Below are 17,921 nucleotides of genomic sequence, written 5' to 3'. Positions count from 1 at the left end.
GTCGACCGCCGGTTCGACCAGCCGGTTCGACCAGCCGGTTCGACAAGCCGGTTCGACAAGCCGGATCGGCCCATCGCTGCCAGCCGGATCGGCCCATCGCGACCGCCGCTTCGGCAGCTGGTTCCGCGGTCGGTTCGGCCGCTGGATCCGCCCTCGGTTCGGCCGCTCGGAGTCCGTCCGGCCCGCCGTGCGGAGCACGCCACGGCGTACGGTCGTACGTCGGCCATCGGCCACACGTTGGCCGTAGTCCATCGCTTCAACGCCCCGATCCCGGGGCACAAGACTTGCGGGCCCACCACTCCACCGGGCCCGGAGCCGAACGGCCCGGGACCTGGAGCCAGACGTTCCGGAGGAGCCGGGGGCACCGCACCGCAGCCAGTGCCGCCATCCGAACGCCACCGACCGCCGTCCTGCCCGCGCACCGAGCCGGCCCGCAGACCGACACGACCCGCCCCGGTGAAGTCGCCTCACCATCGAGGTCGCTTCACCACCGAAGCCAACTGAAACCGAGTCCCGACGCTCTCCCCCCAGTGCCGGGACTCCCCAGAGCCGGGCTTCGGCGCCTCCCCCCCCGGCGCCGGAGCCCGGCTCCTCTCTGCCGTCACCCGTCACCCGTCACCCGTCATTCGTCAGTCGTCAGTCGTCAGCCGTCGGTGCCACCCGTCGCCCGAGTCAGTCGGGCGCCCAACTGGCGCAGGTGATCGACCAGTTCCGGTGGCTCGTGCACCGTGAACTCGTGGCCCAGCAGGGCGATCCGTACCGCGAGCCACTCCACCGCTTCGCCGGTCGAGGCCCGGACGCGGCAGCTGTGCTCGTCGACGGGTTCGGGCGGGGCGAACCAGGCCGGCAGCCGGGCCGCGACGACCTCCTTGGGCGCGGCGAACGTGACCTCGAACGTGTACGTCTCCTGGCGGCGCCGCATCGACTGCTTCAGGTACTCCGCCGCGTCCCCCGTGGGCAGTTCACGCGGTGCGAACCGGGCGCCGGTCGCGAAGGGCTCCTGGACGCGGTCGACGCGGAAGGTGCGCCAGTCGGCGCGGTCGAGGTCGTAGGCGACCAGGTACCAGCGGCGGCCGGTCGACACCAGCCGGTACGGCTCGCAGTGGCGCCGCGAGTCCGTGCCGTCGCCGGCCCGGTAGGCGAAGCGGAGGCGCTCGTTGCCCGCCACCGCCGACGCCATCACGGTCAGCGTCTCGGGTGCCACGGTCGCCCCGTCGCCGCTGGTCAGCGGGGTGGTGGCGGCCTGGAGCGTGGACACCCGGTGCCGCAGCCGCGAGGGCAGTACCTGCTCCAGTTTGGCCAGCGCCCGTACGGAGGCCTCGTCCACGCCCTCCACGGCGTGCCCGGCGCCGGCCCGCAGCCCGACCGCGATCGCCACGGCCTCCTCGTCGTCCAGCACCAGGGGCGGCATGGCCTTGCCGGCCACCAGCCGGTACCCGCCGTCCGCCCCCATGCTCGCCTGCACCGGATAGCCCAGCTCCCGCAGCCGGTCGACGTCCCGGCGCACCGTACGCCGCGACACCCCCAGCCGGTCGGCCAGCTCACCGCCGGGCCACTCACGGGGCGTCTGGAGCAGGGACAGGAGCTGAAGGAGCCGCGCCGGGGTGTCCGTAGTCATGGGGTCGAGGATGCCGCAGAAGTAGGACACGATCTGACCTACTAGGGCCCTACCTTCGACGCATGACCTCACCCACGAACGCCCTGAAGGGGCGCGACCCCCGTACGGCGCCCGACGCCTCTCCCGACGGCGGCACCGACCGCAGGCGGTGGATCGCCCTCGCCATCGTCATGACCGCCGCCTTCATGGACCTCGTGGACGTCACGATCGTCAACATCGCGATTCCGTCCATCCAGCGGGGCGAGGCCGCCACGGTCAGCCAGATCCAGTGGATCACCGCCGGTTACGCCCTCGCCTTCGCCGCCGGGCTCGTCACCGGCGGCAGGCTCGGCGACATCCACGGCCGCCGGCGGATCTTCCTGCTCGGCATCGGCGGCTTCACCGTCGCCTCCGCGCTGTGCGGCCTCGCCGCGAACCCGGAGATGCTCGTCGCCGCACGGATCGCGCAGGGCGCCACGGCCGCGCTGATGGTGCCGCAGGTGCTGTCGATCGTCCACGCCACCTTCCCCGCGCACGAACGCGGCAAGGTGTTCGGGCTGTTCGGCGCGATCGTCGGCCTCGGCGCCGTCTCCGGGCCGCTCCTCGGGGCCCTGCTCATCGAGTGGAACCCGCTCGGCCTCGAATGGCGGGCCATCTTCCTGATCAATCTCCCGGTCGGCGTCGCCGGGCTGCTCCTGGGCCGCCGTTTCATCGCCGAGTCCAAGGCCCCGCACGCCCTCAAGCTGGACCTCGTCGGTGTCGCCCTCGTCACCGGCGGCCTGCTGATGCTGCTCTACCCGCTCACCCGCGGCCACGAGCTCGACTGGCCGCTGTGGGGACACGCCCTGATGGCGGGCTCGCTGGTGGTGTTCGCGGCCCTCGTGGCGTACGAGCGGCGCAAGACCGCGCGCGACGGTTCCCCGCTGATCGAACTCTCGTTGTTCAGGGTGAAGAGTTTCGCGGCCGGCATCGCCGTGCAGACGGTGTTCGGTGTCGCCCTCGGCGTGTTCTTCCTCGTCTGGACCCTCTACCTCCAGACCGGCCTCGGCTGGAGCGTCCTGAAGGCCGGCCTGACAGGCGTGCCGTTCTCCGTCTCGGTCTCGATCGCGGCCGGGATGTCGGTGCAGAAGCTCGTCCCGCGCTTCGGCCGCAAGGTCCTCCAGGCGGGCGCGCTGCTGATGGCGACCGGCGTGCTGCTCTACCTGTGGGAGTCCGAGCGGTACGGCCTCGCCATCACCCCCTGGCAGATGGCGCTTCCGCTGGTCGTGATGGGTGCGGGCATGGGGCTCATCGTGGCCCCGCTGACCGACGCGATCCTCTCCGGGGTGCCGCGTGAGCACGCGGGTTCCGCGTCCGGGCTGATCAGCACGGTGCAGCAGATGGGCAACGCGCTCGGACTCGGCCTGGTGGCCGTGGTCTTCTTCGGCGCGATGGACGAGCCCCTCGTCCCCGCCGGGATCGGCCCCGCCTTCGTCGACGCCTTCGAACACGCCCTCGGCTGGGTGGCCGCGGTGCTCGTCGTGATCTTCCTGCTGATGTTCGCCCTCCCCGGACACCCCGTGGCGGCCGGGCACGACGCCCACGAGGCCGAGGGCGACGGTCAGGCCGCGGGTGCCGGTGAGGCCGAGGCCGACGGCGCGGTGACCGACGGCGCGGTGACCGACGGGAGCGGCACGGGAGAGGCGGAGCGCGAGCCGCAGCTGGCCCACTGACCGATGTCGCCGCGACGCGTCGGTCGCGGCGACGGCCCACAGGCCGACGGCCGACAGGTCGACGGCGACGCGGCGCCCGCGAGGCGGCGACGGCGCCGCCGACGCGCAATGCGGCGACGGCGACGCGGCGACCGGCACGGAGACGGGCCCGGCACCCGAGACCAAGGGTGCCGGGCCTCCGCTTGTGCCCGAGTGATGCCCGAACCTGTTTACTTTCTGGAAATCCAGGCGTAGCCTCCCGAACGAAACCACAAATTCGGGCATCAGTCGGAGGCGAACGGACATGTACGCACCGGAACGGCAGCAGGAGATCCTCCGGCTCGCCCGTGACGGCGGCCGGGTGGACGTGGTGTCGCTGGCGGAGGAGTTCCAGGTCACGGCCGAGACCATCCGGCGCGACCTGAAGGCCCTCGACCGCGCCGGCCTCGTCCAGCGGGTCCACGGCGGCGCCATCCCCGCGGGACGCCTGGACTTCGAACCCGACCTCGCCGAACGCGAGAGCACGGCCGCCGACGAGAAGGACCGCATCGCGCAGGCCGCACTCGCCGAACTGCCCATCGACGGCACCGTCGTCCTCGACGCCGGTACGACCGTCGCCCGCCTCGCCGCCGCCATCCCGCTGGAGGCCACGCTCACCGCGGTCACCCACAGCCTGCCCATCGCGGCCCGCCTCGCCGACCACCCGGGCATCCAGCTCCACCTGGTCGGCGGCCGCGTCCGCCACCGCACCCGCGCCGCGGTCGACGCGTGGGCGCTCCGCGCCTACGGCGAGATCCGCGCCGACGTGCTCTTCGTGGCGGCCAACGGTTTCTCCCCCGCTCGCGGTCTGACCACCCCCGACCTCGCCGAGGCCGCGGTCAAGCGGGCCGCGATGGCCGCCGCCCGCCGCGTGGTGCTGCTCGCCGACTCCTCCAAGTGCGGCCAGGAGCACTTCGCCCGCTTCGGCGCCCTCAGCGACGTCGACCTGCTGATCACCGACAGCGGCCTGAGCCCCGAGGACGCCCTCGCCATCGAACGCGACGGCACCGAAGTACTCCGCGTCCCGGGTGCGGGTGCGGGTGCGGGTGCGGGTGCGGGTGCAGGTGCGGGTGTCTCCGTGGGAAGGGCCGTGGGCAACGCCACGGGCAAGGGTGCCGTCAACGGTTCGGTCGCGGACCGCCCCGCCGGCCGGAAGGCCCGCGCATGATCCTCACCGTCACCCCCAACCCGTCCCTCGACCGCACCTACGAGGTCCCCTCCCTCGACCGCGGCGAGGTCATCCGGGCCACCGGCGAACGCATGGACCCGGGCGGCAAGGGCGTCAACGTCTCCCGCGCGGTGGCCGCCGCCGGACAGCGCACGGTGGCCGTCCTGCCGCTGGGCGGCGCGCCCGGCGCCCTCGTCGCGGACCTCCTCGACGCCCAGGGCATCCAGGTCGCACGGGTCCCCGTGGCCGGTGCGACCCGCTCCAACATCGCCCTCGCCGAGGCGGACGGTGTCCTCACGAAGATCAACGCGCCGGGCCCGGAACTCTCCGCCGCCGAGCAGGAACTCCTCCTGGAGACCGTCCGCACCCAGTCCGTCCACGCCTCCTGGATCGCCTGCTGCGGGAGCCTCCCACGCGGCCTCGCCCCCTCCTGGTACGCCGAACTCGTCGCCCGTGCCCACGCCGCGGGCGCCCGGATCGCCCTGGACACCTCCGGCCCGGCCCTGCTGGCCGCGCTCCGCGAACGCCCCGACGTGGTCAAGCCCAACGCCGAGGAACTCGCCGAGGCCGTCGGCCGCCCCCTCGCGACCGTCGGCGACGCCGTCAAGGCCGCGGAGGAACTGCGGGAGATGGGCGCGGGCGCGGTCCTGGCCAGCCTCGGCGCCGACGGACAGGTCCTGGTGAACGCCTCCGGCACCTGGTTCGGCAGCGCCCGCGTCGACGCCGTCCGCAGCAACGTCGGCGCCGGAGACTCCTCCCTCGCCGGTTTCCTCATCGCCGGCGGCAACGGCCCCGACGCCCTGGCCTCCGCCGTGGCCCACGGCGCCGCCGCCGTCCAACTCCCCGGCAGCGTCATGCCGACCCCCTCCGACCTCGACCCGTCCGCGGTGACGGTGACGACGGAGGTACCGGTGGACCGCGACCTGAAGGAGCCGGTGTCATGAACGGGCTGGGGCGAGGCGCAGGAGCGGGCCGCGGGGGAGCGAACGTTCGTTTTGGCGACGGACGGGCGGCTGCCGGGGCCGGGGCCGGAGCCTGGGCGGCGGAGGAACCGCGAACGAACCTTCGTTTTGGCGGCGCCTCGGCAGCGCTCTACCCCGCTTCCCGCGCGCCCCGCATCCGAGGTCCGCGAACGAACCTTCGTTTTGGGGCCACCGCAGCCGCAGCCCACACCGCCTCCCACGCCCTCCGCGCCCGACTTCCGCGAACGAACCTTCGTTTTTCATTACCTCCCCGCCTCCCGGGAAGACGTAGCACCCCCGGCCCCGTCGGCCCTCTCAGCCCCCTCGGCCCCACGGGCCCCGTCGGTCCCCTCGATCCTGTCGGCCCCGCTGACCCCGTCAGCCCCGGCCCGTCCTGCCTCTCGGCCCCCGTGGCCGGCGCCCCCCACACTTCCGTCCCCACCCCCGCCCACCTCACCCCCCGGGCGATACGCGTGCGAAGGAGCCCGCGATGAGCGAGATGATCACCGCGGACCTGGTCGATCTCGACCTGTCCGCCGAGACGAAGGAAGCGGCGGCGCGTGCCCTCGCCGAGCGCATGGTGGCGAAGGGCCGGGTCACCGACCTGGACGGCTTCCTCGCCGACGTGGCCGCCCGCGAGGCGCAGATGCCGACCGGTCTCGACGGCGGTATCGGCATCCCCCACTGCCGTAGTGAGCATGTCACCGAGCCGACGCTGGCCTTCGGGCGCAGTGCCGCCGGCATCGACTTCGGTGCCGCCGACGGCCCCGCCGACCTGATCTTCCTGATCGCCGCCCCCGCGGGCGCGGACGACGCCCACCTCACGATCCTCTCCTCCCTCGCCCGTCAGCTGATGAACGCCGAGTTCACCGACGCCCTCCGCGCGGTGGACGACGCGGGCCGCGCCGCCGCTCTCATCCGGGGCGACGCGACGGACGAGAGCACCGAAGACTCCGCGGCGGCGCCGGGTGGAACGGCCTCCCTCGACGCCGCCGCGGGCAGCACACCGGCGCGGGAGCCCGCCCCTACGGCGGACACCGCGCCCGCGCCCGAGGCCACGCCTGCGGTGCCCGAGACGCAGGACGGGCCCGCCCCCGCCGACCGTCCCTTCCGGATCGTCGCCGTCACCTCGTGCCCCACCGGCATCGCGCACACCTACATGGCCGCCGAGTCGCTGGAGAACGCGGGCCGGGACACCGACGGCGTCGAGATCGTCGTCGAGACGCAGGGTTCGGCCGGTTTCACCCGGCTCGACCCGGCGGTCATCGCCGCCGCCGACGGCGTGATCTTCGCCCACGACGTCCCCGTACGGGAGAAGGACCGGTTCGCCGGGAAGCCCACCGTGGACACCGGTGTGAAGGCCGCCATCAACCGCCCCGCCGAACTGATCGCCGAGGTCCGGGGCAAGGCCGAGCGCGGCGAGGTCACGGCCGCCGCCCGCCCCGGCACCCCCGTGGAGCGCGCGGGCGAGCCCGGTGAGGGCTACGGCACGAAGCTGCGCAAGTGGCTGATGACGGGCGTGAGCTACATGGTTCCGTTCGTCGCGGCGGGCGGTCTGCTGATCGCCCTCGGCTTCGCGATCGGCGGCTACCAGATCAACGAGGCGAAGTCGGTCACCGAGCACTTCGACTGGGGTCAGGTCGACAGCTGGGGCGCCCTGCTGTTCCAGATCGGCGCCGCCGCCTTCGGCTTCCTCGTCCCGGTCCTCGCCGGTTACATCGCCTACGGCATGGCCGACCGGCCCGGTCTCGTCCCCGGTTTCGTCGGCGGCGCGATCTCCGTGACGATCGGCGCGGGCTTCCTCGGCGGTCTCGTCGCCGGTCTGATCGCCGGTGGTGTGGTCCTCGCGATCCAGCGGATCGAGATCCCGCCGGTGCTGCGCGGCATCATGCCGGTGGTGGTGATCCCGCTGGTGTCGACGGCGGTGGTCGGGTTCCTGATGTTCGTGGTGATCGGCAAGCCGATCTCCGAGGCACAGAAGGGGCTGACCGACTGGCTGAACGGTCTGTCCGGCACCAACGCCATCCTCCTCGGCGTCCTGCTCGGCCTGATGATGTGCTTCGACCTCGGCGGCCCGGTCAACAAGGTGGCCTACACCTTCGCGACGGCCGGTATCTCGGTCGCGGCGCCCAGCGACTCCGCGATGAAGATCATGGCCGCCGTCATGGCCGCCGGTATGGTCCCGCCGCTGGGCATGGCCCTGGCCACCACGCTGCGCAAGAAGCTGTTCACCACCACCGAGCGCGAGAACGGCAAGGCGGCCTGGGTGCTGGGCGCGTCCTTCATCTCCGAGGGCGCCATCCCGTTCGCTGCGGCCGACCCGCTGCGGGTGATCCCTGCCTCCATGGCGGGCGGCGCGGTCACCGGCGCGCTGGCCATGGCGTTCGGCTCGACCCTGCGGGCCCCGCACGGCGGCATCTGGGTCACCTTCCTGATCGGCAAGCCGTTCCTGTACCTGCTGGCCATCGCGATCGGTACGGCGGTCACGGCCGGTCTGGTCATCGTCCTGAAGGGCATGCGCAAGACCCAGCCGGGCAGGGCCGCCGAGGCCGCTCCCGCCGTCGAGGCGCAGACGAAGGAGCCGGTCGCGGCCTGAACCCCGCGACCAGATGCCGGCCGCAGTCCCCTCGTGTGGGGGCTGCGGCCGGCCGCGTTCCGCCGCGAGCCCCATGTGCCCCTTTGGGCGCCTTTACGACCTCTGTGACTTGTAAGCGTTACCTGCGAGATACGTCACCATCCGGGCCCAAAGTCCCGTCTGGTGGTGTCTACTGGATGGCATGCCTGAGCACGTGTCGATCCTCCAGTTGGTGGGCGTGGCCACCCTCGCCGTCGCGGCGGTCATCTGGGTCGCCGTGCTGGTCCGCGTTCTGCGCCGGGACGGCGAGGCGCATCGCGCCCGCTTCATGGAGTTGGCCCGGCGCCGTGGTGGGCGCCTTCGGGGCCTGCCCCACCAGCGCCGCAAGGGCCCGCACGTCGAGCATGTGGAACTGACCCCGGCCGAGCAGGACGCCTTCGCCTTCCTCGCCCGTCAGTTCACCGATGACCGTCTGGCCTGAGCGGCCGGCTCCGGGCCTTCCTGGCCCGGTTCCCCCTCACGCCCTACCCGAGTAACCCCGCCCGGCGCTCCATCGCGTCCCGGGCCGCGTCCTCCGTCGTGTAGACCTCGCACATGTGGCGACCGTCCGGGGTGGCCGTGTGCTCCACCTCCCACAGCGAGATCTCCTGCCCGTCGGTGAGCAGGAACGCGTGCTCGTAGAGCGAGAAGCTCAATCCGGGCCGACTGCCCCGGCGGGGCCGGTTCGGGCGGCCGAACGCCTGGGTGATCTCGTGCGCGAACGCGGTCCGCAGCAGCAGCGTGGCGATCTCGTCGCCGGGATGGTCCGGGTTCTCCGCCCGCCGCAGCAGCCGCCGGGCGTGGTCCGCGGAGTCGTCCGGTGTGTACGCGTGGCGCGGCTCGGGGAAAGCCGTCAGCTCCACCACCGTGGGCAGTTCGAAGTCCGGTGCGTCCGGAGGCAGTGGCAACCGCGCGGTGGCGGCCCGCAACTCCTCCTCGTCGATGTACACCTCGTGCTGGGTGTCGTTGCCCGGCACCGTGTTGTGCACCAGCTCCCACAGGGTGACCGCCGAGCCGTCGACGAGCAGCCATGTGTGTCGGTACGTCGCCCGGTGCAGGCCCGAGCTGTAGTGCGCGGAGTGCAACGAGCTGTCGTGGGCGAGGGCGCAGTCGAGCTGCCGTATGGTCTCGTCGGGCAGCTCGAAGGAGTTCAGGGCGCGACCGAGGAGTCGCGCGAGGTGCTCCTCCGGAGACTCGGGCGACTCGGCTGGTTCGTACGCTGCCGTCTCGTACGGAACGCTCAAGGTTTCTCCCGGCGTTGCTGCATGTCACCTTGTGGGTGCATACCGTAGCCCCTCGGTCGGACATCATGTCCGGGAACCGAGAAAACGTGCGTCCGTGAAACGGCCGGGCCGCGCGGTCGGTTCCCGCGCGGCCCGGCGAACTCCCTGACGGAAGCCCGGAAACCCTGGGTCAGACGACGCTTCCGGCCTTCCAGGCGCTCCAGGACATGTTCCAGCCGTTGAGGCCGTTGTCCGGCGCGACCGTGTCGTCGGGGGAGTTCTTGACGATCACCACGTCGCCGGTGAGGGAGTTGTCGAAGAACCACTTGGCGATCGTGTCGCCGTTCGCGCCGCGGACGTCCGCCAGGCCGACGCAGCCGTGGCTGGTGCCCTGTCGGCCGAAGGGCGGGTTGCCGCGGTTGTACCAGTAGTTGCCGTGGAGGAAGGTGCCCGACGAGGTCAGACGCATCGCGTGCGGCACGTCCGGGATGTCGTACTCCCCGCCGAAGCCGACCGTCGAGCCGTTCATCCGCGTCTGCTTGAACTTCTCCGAGATCACCATCTGCCCGTTGTACGTCGGGTTGTCGGCGCTGCCCGCGGAGATCGGCACCGTCTTGATCGTCTTGCCGTCCCGTACGACCTTCATCGTCTGGGTGTCGACGTCGACCGTGGAGACCTGCGAGCGCCCGACGGTGAAGGTCACCGTCTTGTCCTGCACCCCGTACAGCCCGTTCGCGCCCTCGACGCCGTCCAGGTCGATCTTCATCGTGACCTTGGAGCCGGCCTTCCAGTACTCCTCGGGCCGGAAGTCGAGCCGCTGCGCCCCGAACCAGTGCCCGACGACCTCCTGCCCACTGCTCGACGTCACCTCGATGTGCGACTGCACGGCCTTCTTGTCCGTGATCGCCTTGTCGAACGTGAACGACACCGGCATGCCCACGCCGACCGTGGTGCCGTTGTCCGGCGTGTACGTGCCTATGAAGCTGTTGGCGGTGGAGACCGTCGTGAAGATGGAGTTGGCGGCCGACGTCCTGCCCGCCGCGTTCTTCGCCGTCGCGGAGATCTGGTACTTCGTCCCTCGCTCCAGTTGCCCCTTGGGCCGCCAGGAACGCCCGTCCGCCGCGATCTCGCCCGGAACCTCGGTGCCTGCCTCCGTCGCGGTCATCTTCACCTCGGTCAGCTTGCCGCCGCTGACCTTCACGCCGGTGGAGTTGATCGACGCGCCCGTCGAACCGTCCTTCGCCGAGATCGTGATCCGTGCCGCCGAGTCCTTCACCGACGTCTTCTTGTCGCCCCCGCCCTTGTTGTCCGCCTGGGCGTCCCCACCGCAGCCGGTCAGGGTCAGCGCGCCGGCCACCAGCACGGCACAGGCCCCCATCACACGCCGCACAGCAATCTTCGGCCTCGTCACGATCTGCTCCACCTTCTACACGTCCACGTGATCTACGTCATCCGCTCCGGTCCGTGGAGAAAGAGCGACCGGGGGCCCGGAGGGTTCCCGACTTCCGCCCCACACGGCATCACGTGACAGAACCGGGACAATCGCCTCCCGCGCGAACCTCTACGACCCCCTCGACACCCCGCCCCGACACGCCGTTTCGGCACCCCGCCCCGGCACGCGTGCCGGGCCCCGGACGACGACCGCCCCGACTCGCGCGGTGAGGAACGGGCCGCCCGCCGCGACCGTACGGCTCACGCCCCCTCGCGGGCGCCCCCGTGCGACCGGCCCCCGTACAACTCCCCGTACGACGGCCACGTCCCGCCCGGTCCGTCCACCGACTCGGCCGCCCGCACCGCCCGGACGATCGCCCGCGTCACCAGGTCCGCGCTCGCCGCGAGGAGTTCGTTCAGGGCGAGCGGACCGGACTCCGGGACGAGCGGGCGGGCTCCGGTGGCCAGGGTGAACACCGTGTCGCCGTCGTTCAGCAGATGCACGGGCCGCACGGCGCGGGCGATGCCGTCGTGGGCCGTGCCGGCGAGCTTCTGGGCCTGCGCGCGGGTCAGTTCGGCGTCGGTTGCGACGACCGCCAGCGTCGTGTTCAGCGGGGGAGGCGGGCTCTTCGCAGCGGCCTCGGCGATCCTGCGGCGCGCGGCCTCGTGCACCTCGGCCGCCGGGTACTGCGCCCGCCCCTGGAACAACTCCCCGTACAGCACCCCCGTCTCCGGATCCATCACCGACCCCGCGGCGTTCGCCACCACCAGCGCGGCCACCGTGATCCCCGAGCCGAGCACGGTGCTCGCGGTGCCGACACCGCCCTTCAGCAGCCCGACCGTCGCCCCCGTCCCGGCGCCCACACATCCCTCCGCGACCGGGGCACCGAGGCCGCTCGCGGCAGCCGCCTCCACCGCGGCCCGGCCGGTCGCCGCGTCCGGTCTGGCCCGGAAGTCCCCGCCCCGGCCCAGGTCGAAGACGCAGGCCGCCGGCACCACCGGCACGACGTGCGCCGGATCGGGGCCGACCCGTACCCCGCGCCGCCGCTCCTCCAGCCAGGCCATCACACCCGACGCCGAGTCCAGCCCGTAGGCGCTGCCACCGGTCAGCACCACCGCCTCGACCTTCTGCACCAGGTTCCGCGGGTCGAGCGCGTCCGTCTCCTTGGTGCCGGGCCCCCCGCCGCGCACGTCCACGGCGGCCACCGCGCCGCCCTCCGGGGCGAGAACCACGGTGGTACCGGTCAGCCGGCCGCCGCCGGTCCGGGTGGCGTGCCCGACGCGCAGCCCGAGCACGTCGGTCAGGGCGTCCACGGGGCGGGGACGGTCGGCGGGCCCGGGGGCGCCGGGGGTCTCGGGTGTCATGGGTGTCCTTGTCTGCGGCCGGGACGCGAGCGTGTCGGACTGCGGCTGGGGATCCCTCAACCCCGGCCGGACGCGGCGGCCCCGGCCCCCTCCGCACCGGCCGTACGTGCCGTGAACGCCACGCCGATCGCCACCGTTCCCGCCGCCACGAAGCCCGCCGCCAGGACCGCCCAGTGCCCCAGGAACGTGCACAGCACCACCGCCAGCGCGGCCAGCGGCAGCACGGCCTGCTGAGCTGTTCCCGCCTTGTAGTGGCGGGCGTGCAGCGCCCACACCGAGAGCAGGTAGAGCGCGGTCGGCAGTGTCACGGCGGCCGACGCGGCCGGAGTCGACAGGTGCGCCTTGCTTACCGCCTCCTCCACCGCGACCTCCAGCCCGGCGCCGATCGCGGCCGCCGACGCGAAGATCAGGTAGTGGCCGTAACCCCACAGGAAGCTCTCCTTGTTGGAGCGCAGATGCCCGTGGATCGGCACCGTGAAGTAGATCCACCACGCGGAGAACACGATCAGCAGTCCGCCCAGCGCGATCGGCAGCAACTCGCCCAGCGCGTCGTTCTCGTCCGCGGCCGACTTCACGGCGACGGTGGCCGCCAGGATCGTCTCGCCGAGGACGATGATGGTGAACAGGCCGTACCGTTCGGCGATGTGACGAGGGTGCCAGGACGTGGCGAAGTCCTTCTCCGCGTACACCGGGACGCACAGCTCCAGGATCGCCATCCCCAGGAACAGCCACGGTCTGGCCGGCTCCGGCAGGATCAGCAGGCCCAGCCAGCCGACCTGGCACAGTGCCACACCGCCCGCGTAGCGCAGCGCCATGACGCGTTCGGCGCCCTCGGTCGACCGGGCCACCCGCAGCCAGTGCGCGGTCATCGCCAGCCGCATGATCACGTAGCCGAGCCAGACCAGCAGGAAGTCGTGGTCCTCGAAGGCACGGGCGATCCCGGCGGCGAGCACCAGCACACCGAAGATCTGGACGAGGGTGACGACCCGGTAGAGCACGTCGTCGTTGTCGTACGCCGAGGCGAACCAGGTGAAGTTCATCCAGGCCCACCAGATCGCGAAGAAGATCATCGCGTAGTTGACGATGCCCTCGGCCACATGGTTCTCGGCGACGGCGTGCACCAGTTGGACGCCCGCCTGCGCGACGGCGACGACGAAGCACAGGTCGAAGAAGAGTTCGAGGGGTGACGCGGCCCGGTGTGCCTCCCCGCGCCCACGGGCGACGAGCCGACGCAGCGGAGGCAGGCCGGCACCGGTGGGAGAGGCGGGAGCCGTGGCCGGGGCGGAGCCCGGCTCGGGGTCCCGCGCCGGGGGCGTCGAGGGTGTGGAACTGGACGTCATGGCGCCAAGCAGACCAGAAAACCCGGGGGAATTCTCGCTCAGGTGTTCAGGAGTGCGCGCGCGGGCCGGGGGAGTGCGCGGACGGGTCCGGTGACGGGCTCGGGCGGTGCGCGGGAGCAACCGGTGACTGGCTCGGGCAGGGGGTGGGGGTGGCCGGTGGCCGGGCTGGGGGCGTTCGCGCGGAGGCCCGTACTCTGGAGGCATGAGTAGCGCTCCCGCCCCCGAGCCGCGTGACCCCGAGGCCGCGCTGGTTTTCGACGACCCGCTCAGTCGGCCCTCGTCCGACGACTCGGACCACGGCTGGGGCGAGCGGCCCGGCGACGGCGGCGACAGCGCGGCCGACCTCAGGCGCTTCCTCGACGAGAAGCCGCCGCACCACCTCTGATCCCGCCGGGTGTGCGCCGCGCGGGCGGTTACTCGCGGTCGTGGCCCGAGCCGCGCTGGGCCACCAGGGCGTCGCGGATCTCCTTCAGGACCTCCAGCTCCGTCACCTCGATGAGCTCGTGGGTGCCCTCCTTCGCCTTCCTGCGGGCCTCCACACGCGCCAGGTACTTGGCCATCGGCAGGACCATCAGGAAGTAGACGACGGCCGCGGTGATGACGAAGCTGAGTGTCGCACCGAGCACCGAACCCCAGGCGATCTGGATGCCTTCCGTCACGGTGCCGTCCTCGGCGACGACACAGGGGCCCTTCAGGCAGCTGGTGTAGCTGTCGAGGTTCTTGGTGCCGAACGCCCCCACCAGGGGGTTGATGACGCCCTTCACCACGGAGTTGACGATGTTCGTGAAAGCCGCGCCGATGACCACGGCGACGGCCAGGTCGACGACGTTCCCCCGCATCAGGAAGGCCTTGAAGCCCTCCCAGACACTCGGCTTCTTCTTCTCGCTCACCACGAGGCCCCTCTGTGCTGGTTGTTGAACAAACGACTCCGCAACCTACGTCAAGGTCCGCTCCCACTGTCCAATTGGGTCCCACCAATGAGGGACTTGACGTGCGGCCCGTGGCCGGGCAACTCACCACAGTGTCACCGCCAGACGGGCGGTCGCGGCCGCGCCGGCCAGGCGCGCGGCCGTGGAGCGGGGCACCGACAGGACGATCAGGGCGCCGCTCTCGGTGGCGCTCGCCGCCGGCACCCGCGTCACGCGGGCGCCCCGCGCGACCACCCGCGCGGCGCCGCCCGCGGCGGACTGCTCCGCCGCGATCACGTCGACGCGGTCGCCGGGGCGCAGCAGCCGTACCGTCGCGCCGTCGGCGATGCGCACCGGAGCGGTGACCGTCCCGGTGGTGGCCCGGCGTTCGGGGACGGGGTCGGCCACGGGGTGTCCCCTGACCCGTTCCCCCTCCCCCTCTCGTCCCCCGGAGTCTGCCCCCGTCGCCAGCAGGGCGGCGGCGGTCACCGCCAGACCGGCCGCCACGGCACGCCTGCGGCAGCGGGCGAGGCGCCGCAACCGCTGGGCGCCGCCCCGCACCCGCAGCGGAGCGAAGTGCGGGACCTCGCAGGTGGGCGGCGCGTCGGCACCGGGCGGCCCGGCGGCCCAGGAAGGCCGGCGGGCCGCCACGGAGCCGGAAGGGTGCGAGGACGAGAGCGTGGGCGAAGGACGGGACATGGGTCACCACCTGCTGCGTGAGATCGACTTGCCGTCGCTCCCACCATGAGGCTTCGCGGCGAAGCCCGCCGGGACCTGTGGATCGTCCACCGGTTGTGGAAAACCCCTCCACCCGAACGAGGCGTTCCGGCCCGGCGGGCCACCCCCGCCGGGCCGGTCCTGGCCGGCTACGGCCGTCGGGCACCACCCGGTCAGCCAGTCACCCGGTCACTTCTCCACCGGTGCCCACGCCACCCCCGTCACGGCAGCTCGAACCCCGGGTCCATGCCCCCCAGCGCCTTCGTGCACAGGCAGTCGCGGGTGCCGGCCGGCGGCAGTGCGGTGATCGTGTCGAAGAGGACGCCGCGGAGGCGGTCGATGTTCGCGGCGAAGACCTCCAGGACCTCTTCGTGCGAGACGCCCTCGCCGGTCTCGGCGCCCGCGTCGAGGTCGGTGACGAGGGTGAGGGAGGTGTAGCAGAGCTCCAGCTCGCGGGCGAGGATCGCCTCGGGGTGGCCGGTCATGCCCACGACGGACCAGCCCTGCGCCTGGTGCCAGAGGGACTCGGCGCGGGTGGAGAAGCGGGGGCCCTCCACGACGACGAGGGTGCCGCCGTCCACCGGTTCCCAGTCACGGCCGCGGGCCGCTTCCAGGGCGGCCTTGCGGCCGGCGGGGCAGTAAGGGTCGGCGAGCGACACGTGGACGACGTTGGGGATCGTGCCGTCGGGCCGGGGCAGGCCGTCGAAGTAGGTCTGCTCACGGGACTTCGTGCGGTCCACCAGTTGGTCCGGCACCAGGAGCGTGCCGGGGCCGTACTCGGGGCGCAGCCCGCCCACCGCGCACGGGCCGAGCACCTGGCGCGCCCCGACGGACCGCAGCGCCCACAGGTTGGCGCGGTAGTTGATGCGGTGCGGCGGCAGATGGTGGCCGCGGCCGTGGCGCGGCAGGAAGGCGACCCGGCGGCCGGCGATCTCTCCCAGGAAGAGCGAGTCGCTCGGCGGCCCGTAGGGAGTGTCCACCTGTATCTCGGTCACGTCGTCGAGGAAGGAGTAGAACCCCGAACCCCCGATGACACCGATCTCCGCCCGGTTGCCCGCCGACGTTCCCGTCGACGTGGCCACCGTGTTGCCCGACTGCTCCGTGTTCGCCATGCCCGCACCCTAACCGGGCGGGGGGACGCCGAAGACCCTGCCGTCGGTGAAGGACGGCAGGGCCCGGAAGGAAGCGCCGCGCGGGTACTACGCCGCGGAGGTGCTGCTGGAGCTGGAGCTGGTCGAGGACGAGCCCGAGGACGACTTCGCGTCGGACGACGACGTCGAGGACGTGGCCTTCGCGTCCGAGGAGGACGACGACTTCGACGACGCGGGGCTGCTGCTCGACGACGAGCCGCGGCTGTCGTTGCGGTAGAAGCCGGAGCCCTTGAAGACGATGCCGACCGCGGAGAACACCTTCTTGAGGCGGCCGTTGCAGCTGGGGCACTCGGTCAGGGCGTCGTCGGTGAACTTCTGCACCGCTTCGAGGCCCTCACCGCATTCGGTGCACTGGTACTGGTACGTCGGCACTGGTCTTCCTCCTGGCACTCTCACTCGATGAGTGCTAACGACGATCCATAGTGACCTATTCCAAGGCCATCAGTCCACTGTCACCGGCACTCGGTGACCGACGACACGCGCGACGGTACGGCTCCGGGGCCGTGCCACCAGCCGTGAACGCAGCGCCAGCAGGGTCACCAGCGCCAGTGCCGTACCGGCCATCGGCACCAGGAACCCGGCGCCGCCCCACAGCCGGTCCTCCAGCTGTCCGGCGGCCGTGACGGCGGCCGCCTGGCCGAGCGCGACCGCGCCGGTCAGCCAGGTGAACGCCTCCGTGCGGGCGCCCGCCGCAACGAGGCTCTCGACCAGGGTGTAACCGGTGATCAGCGCGGGCGCGATGCACGTGCCGACCAGGAACCCCAGGGCGGCGAGCACGGCCACGGAGTCGGCGGTCCACAGGGCGGAGGCCACGAGCGCGAGGGCCGTGTACCCGGCGATCAGACGGCGTCGCGGAGTCGCCCGCCAGGCGATCGCGCCGCAGACGACGCCGGAGAGCATGTTGCCGGCGGCGAAGACGCCGTACAGGACGCCGTTCATGCCGGGCTCGCCGATCGACTCGCTGAAGGCGGCGAGCGACACCTGCATGCCGCCGAAGACGGAACCGATGCCCAGGAAGGCGACGATCAGGACGCGCACCCCCGGCACCGACAGGGCGGAGACGTGCTCCACGCGCGCGTGGGACGCCGGTACGACCGCAGGCTGCGTGCCCCGCTGCGCGGCGAAGAGCAGTCCGCCGACCAGTGTGAGCGCGGCCTCGGTGAGCAGGCCCGCGGCGGGGTGCACGGCCGTGCAGAGCGCGGTCGCCAGCAGCGGGCCGAGCACGAAGGTCAGCTCGTCCGTGACGGACTCGAAGGCCGCCGCGGTGGACATCAGGGGCGAGTCCTTGAGCTTGACGCCCCAGCGGGCCCGCACCATCGGCCCGATCTGCGGCAGCGACGCACCGGTCGGCACGGCGGCGGCGAACAGCGCCCACAGGGGGGCGTGGGCGAGTGCCAGCGCCATCAGGGTGAGGGCCGCCGCGGCGTGGACGAGGACGCCCGGAAGGAGGACCGCGCGCTGCCCGTGGCGGTCGGCGAGCCGGCCGCTGTACGGGGCGAACAGCGCCATGGAGACACCGGTGACGGCGGCGACGGCGCCCGCCGCCCCGTACGAGCCGGTGGTGTGCTGCACCAGCAGCACGAGGGAGAGCGTCAGCATCGCGAACGGCTGGCGTGCCGCGAAGCCGGGGAGGAGGAACGTCCAGGCGCCGCGGGTGCGCAGCAGCTGCCCGTATCCCGGGCGGGACGCCTTCGAGGTGACCGTGGATGCCACGG

The 17,921-nt window shown here is 72.5% G+C and carries 15 protein-coding genes and 1 pseudogene; 6 read left to right on the top strand and 10 right to left on the bottom strand.

Annotation, left to right across the window (positions count from 1 at the left end; genetic code table 11):
- Positions 1-643: 643 nt before the first annotated feature.
- Complete coding sequence (locus GSY65_RS15740; protein WP_159768785.1) at positions 644-1,618, bottom strand: helix-turn-helix transcriptional regulator; 975 nt, start codon at positions 1,616-1,618, stop codon at positions 644-646.
- A gap of 62 nt (positions 1,619-1,680) precedes the next feature.
- Here GSY65_RS15740 and GSY65_RS15735 point away from each other — a divergent pair, with 62 nt between their 5' ends.
- From GSY65_RS15735 to GSY65_RS15715, 5 genes and pseudogenes are all read left to right on the top strand, one after another.
- Complete coding sequence (locus GSY65_RS15735) at positions 1,681-3,309, top strand: MFS transporter (protein WP_443043227.1); 1,629 nt, start codon at positions 1,681-1,683, stop codon at positions 3,307-3,309.
- 283 nt (positions 3,310-3,592) lie between these two features.
- Positions 3,593-4,348: pseudogene (locus GSY65_RS15730) on the top strand (DeoR/GlpR family DNA-binding transcription regulator); the annotation flags it as partial.
- A gap of 143 nt (positions 4,349-4,491) precedes the next feature.
- Positions 4,492-5,439, top strand: a complete 948-nt coding sequence (gene pfkB, locus GSY65_RS15725; RefSeq protein ID WP_159768782.1) for a 1-phosphofructokinase — start codon at positions 4,492-4,494, stop codon at positions 5,437-5,439.
- 508 nt (positions 5,440-5,947) lie between these two features.
- The gene (locus GSY65_RS15720; RefSeq protein WP_159768779.1) at positions 5,948-8,053 is read left to right on the top strand and encodes a fructose-specific PTS transporter subunit EIIC; all 2,106 of its coding nucleotides are present in this window, start codon (positions 5,948-5,950) and stop codon (positions 8,051-8,053) included.
- A gap of 181 nt (positions 8,054-8,234) precedes the next feature.
- Positions 8,235-8,513, top strand: coding sequence for a hypothetical protein (locus GSY65_RS15715; protein ID WP_159768776.1), 279 nt, complete (start codon positions 8,235-8,237; stop codon positions 8,511-8,513).
- 43 nt (positions 8,514-8,556) lie between these two features.
- On the opposite strand, the gene GSY65_RS15710 is transcribed toward GSY65_RS15715, so the two are convergent.
- The 4 genes from GSY65_RS15710 to GSY65_RS15695 all read right to left on the bottom strand — a co-directional run bounded on the left by GSY65_RS15710 (position 8,557) and on the right by GSY65_RS15695 (position 13,430).
- Entirely contained in the window at positions 8,557-9,315 is a 759-nt protein-coding gene (locus GSY65_RS15710) for a DUF6227 family protein (RefSeq protein ID WP_159768773.1), read from the bottom strand.
- 169 nt (positions 9,316-9,484) lie between these two features.
- Positions 9,485-10,705, bottom strand: a complete 1,221-nt coding sequence (locus GSY65_RS15705; RefSeq protein WP_159768770.1) for a L,D-transpeptidase — start codon at positions 10,703-10,705, stop codon at positions 9,485-9,487.
- 281 nt (positions 10,706-10,986) lie between these two features.
- Positions 10,987-12,090 (bottom strand): P1 family peptidase, encoded by a 1,104-nt coding sequence (locus tag GSY65_RS15700; protein WP_159768767.1) that lies wholly within the window; start codon positions 12,088-12,090, stop codon positions 10,987-10,989.
- A gap of 56 nt (positions 12,091-12,146) precedes the next feature.
- Positions 12,147-13,430: a low temperature requirement protein A gene (locus GSY65_RS15695; RefSeq protein WP_159768764.1), complete on the bottom strand. Its 1,284-nt coding sequence runs from the start codon at positions 13,428-13,430 to the stop codon at positions 12,147-12,149.
- 202 nt (positions 13,431-13,632) lie between these two features.
- Between GSY65_RS15695 and GSY65_RS15690 the strand changes: the two genes are divergently transcribed.
- Positions 13,633-13,815, top strand: a complete 183-nt coding sequence (locus GSY65_RS15690; protein ID WP_159768761.1) for a hypothetical protein — start codon at positions 13,633-13,635, stop codon at positions 13,813-13,815.
- A 28-nt stretch (positions 13,816-13,843) separates the two neighbouring features.
- Here GSY65_RS15690 and mscL read toward each other — a convergent pair whose 3' ends face one another.
- From mscL to GSY65_RS15665, 5 genes are all read right to left on the bottom strand, one after another.
- Positions 13,844-14,323 carry a large conductance mechanosensitive channel protein MscL gene (gene mscL, locus GSY65_RS15685; protein ID WP_159768758.1) on the bottom strand — a complete coding sequence of 160 codons (480 nt, stop codon included), beginning with the start codon at positions 14,321-14,323 and terminating at the stop codon, positions 13,844-13,846.
- A gap of 120 nt (positions 14,324-14,443) precedes the next feature.
- Positions 14,444-15,037 (bottom strand): hypothetical protein, encoded by a 594-nt coding sequence (locus tag GSY65_RS15680; RefSeq protein ID WP_159768755.1) that lies wholly within the window; start codon positions 15,035-15,037, stop codon positions 14,444-14,446.
- 239 nt (positions 15,038-15,276) lie between these two features.
- On the bottom strand, positions 15,277-16,167 hold the full coding sequence (locus GSY65_RS15675; protein ID WP_236579805.1) for an S-methyl-5'-thioadenosine phosphorylase: 891 nt from the start codon (positions 16,165-16,167) through the stop codon (positions 15,277-15,279).
- Between the two features lie 87 nt (positions 16,168-16,254).
- Entirely contained in the window at positions 16,255-16,578 is a 324-nt protein-coding gene (locus GSY65_RS15670; RefSeq protein WP_159768752.1) for an FmdB family zinc ribbon protein, read from the bottom strand.
- Positions 16,579-16,647: 69 nt separating this feature from the next.
- Positions 16,648-17,919: an MFS transporter gene (locus GSY65_RS15665; protein ID WP_159768749.1), complete on the bottom strand. Its 1,272-nt coding sequence runs from the start codon at positions 17,917-17,919 to the stop codon at positions 16,648-16,650.
- Between the last annotated feature and the right edge of the window lie 2 nt (positions 17,920-17,921).

This window comes from Streptomyces sp. HM190, from assembly GCF_009857135.1.
In the GTDB taxonomy this organism is placed as follows: domain Bacteria; phylum Actinomycetota; class Actinomycetes; order Streptomycetales; family Streptomycetaceae; genus Streptomyces; species Streptomyces heilongjiangensis.
This window is presented reverse-complemented; position numbering and strand designations above follow the sequence as displayed.

What these genes read in the sequence shown, in the direction of transcription:
- GSY65_RS15700 (WP_159768767.1), bottom strand. Translation starts at nt 12,090, where the DNA reads ATGACACCCGAGACCCCCGGCGCCCCCGGGCCCGCCGACCGTCCCCGC.
- GSY65_RS15735 (WP_443043227.1), top strand. Translation starts at nt 1,681, where the DNA reads ATGACCTCACCCACGAACGCCCTGAAGGGGCGCGACCCCCGTACGGCG.
- GSY65_RS15740 (WP_159768785.1), bottom strand. Translation starts at nt 1,618, where the DNA reads ATGACTACGGACACCCCGGCGCGGCTCCTTCAGCTCCTGTCCCTGCTC.
- GSY65_RS15680 (WP_159768755.1), bottom strand. Translation starts at nt 15,037, where the DNA reads ATGTCCCGTCCTTCGCCCACGCTCTCGTCCTCGCACCCTTCCGGCTCC.
- GSY65_RS15720 (WP_159768779.1), top strand. Translation starts at nt 5,948, where the DNA reads ATGAGCGAGATGATCACCGCGGACCTGGTCGATCTCGACCTGTCCGCC.
- pfkB (WP_159768782.1), top strand. Translation starts at nt 4,492, where the DNA reads ATGATCCTCACCGTCACCCCCAACCCGTCCCTCGACCGCACCTACGAG.
- GSY65_RS15715 (WP_159768776.1), top strand. Translation starts at nt 8,235, where the DNA reads ATGCCTGAGCACGTGTCGATCCTCCAGTTGGTGGGCGTGGCCACCCTC.
- GSY65_RS15690 (WP_159768761.1), top strand. Translation starts at nt 13,633, where the DNA reads ATGAGTAGCGCTCCCGCCCCCGAGCCGCGTGACCCCGAGGCCGCGCTG.
- GSY65_RS15675 (WP_236579805.1), bottom strand. Translation starts at nt 16,167, where the DNA reads ATGGCGAACACGGAGCAGTCGGGCAACACGGTGGCCACGTCGACGGGA.
- GSY65_RS15695 (WP_159768764.1), bottom strand. Translation starts at nt 13,430, where the DNA reads ATGACGTCCAGTTCCACACCCTCGACGCCCCCGGCGCGGGACCCCGAG.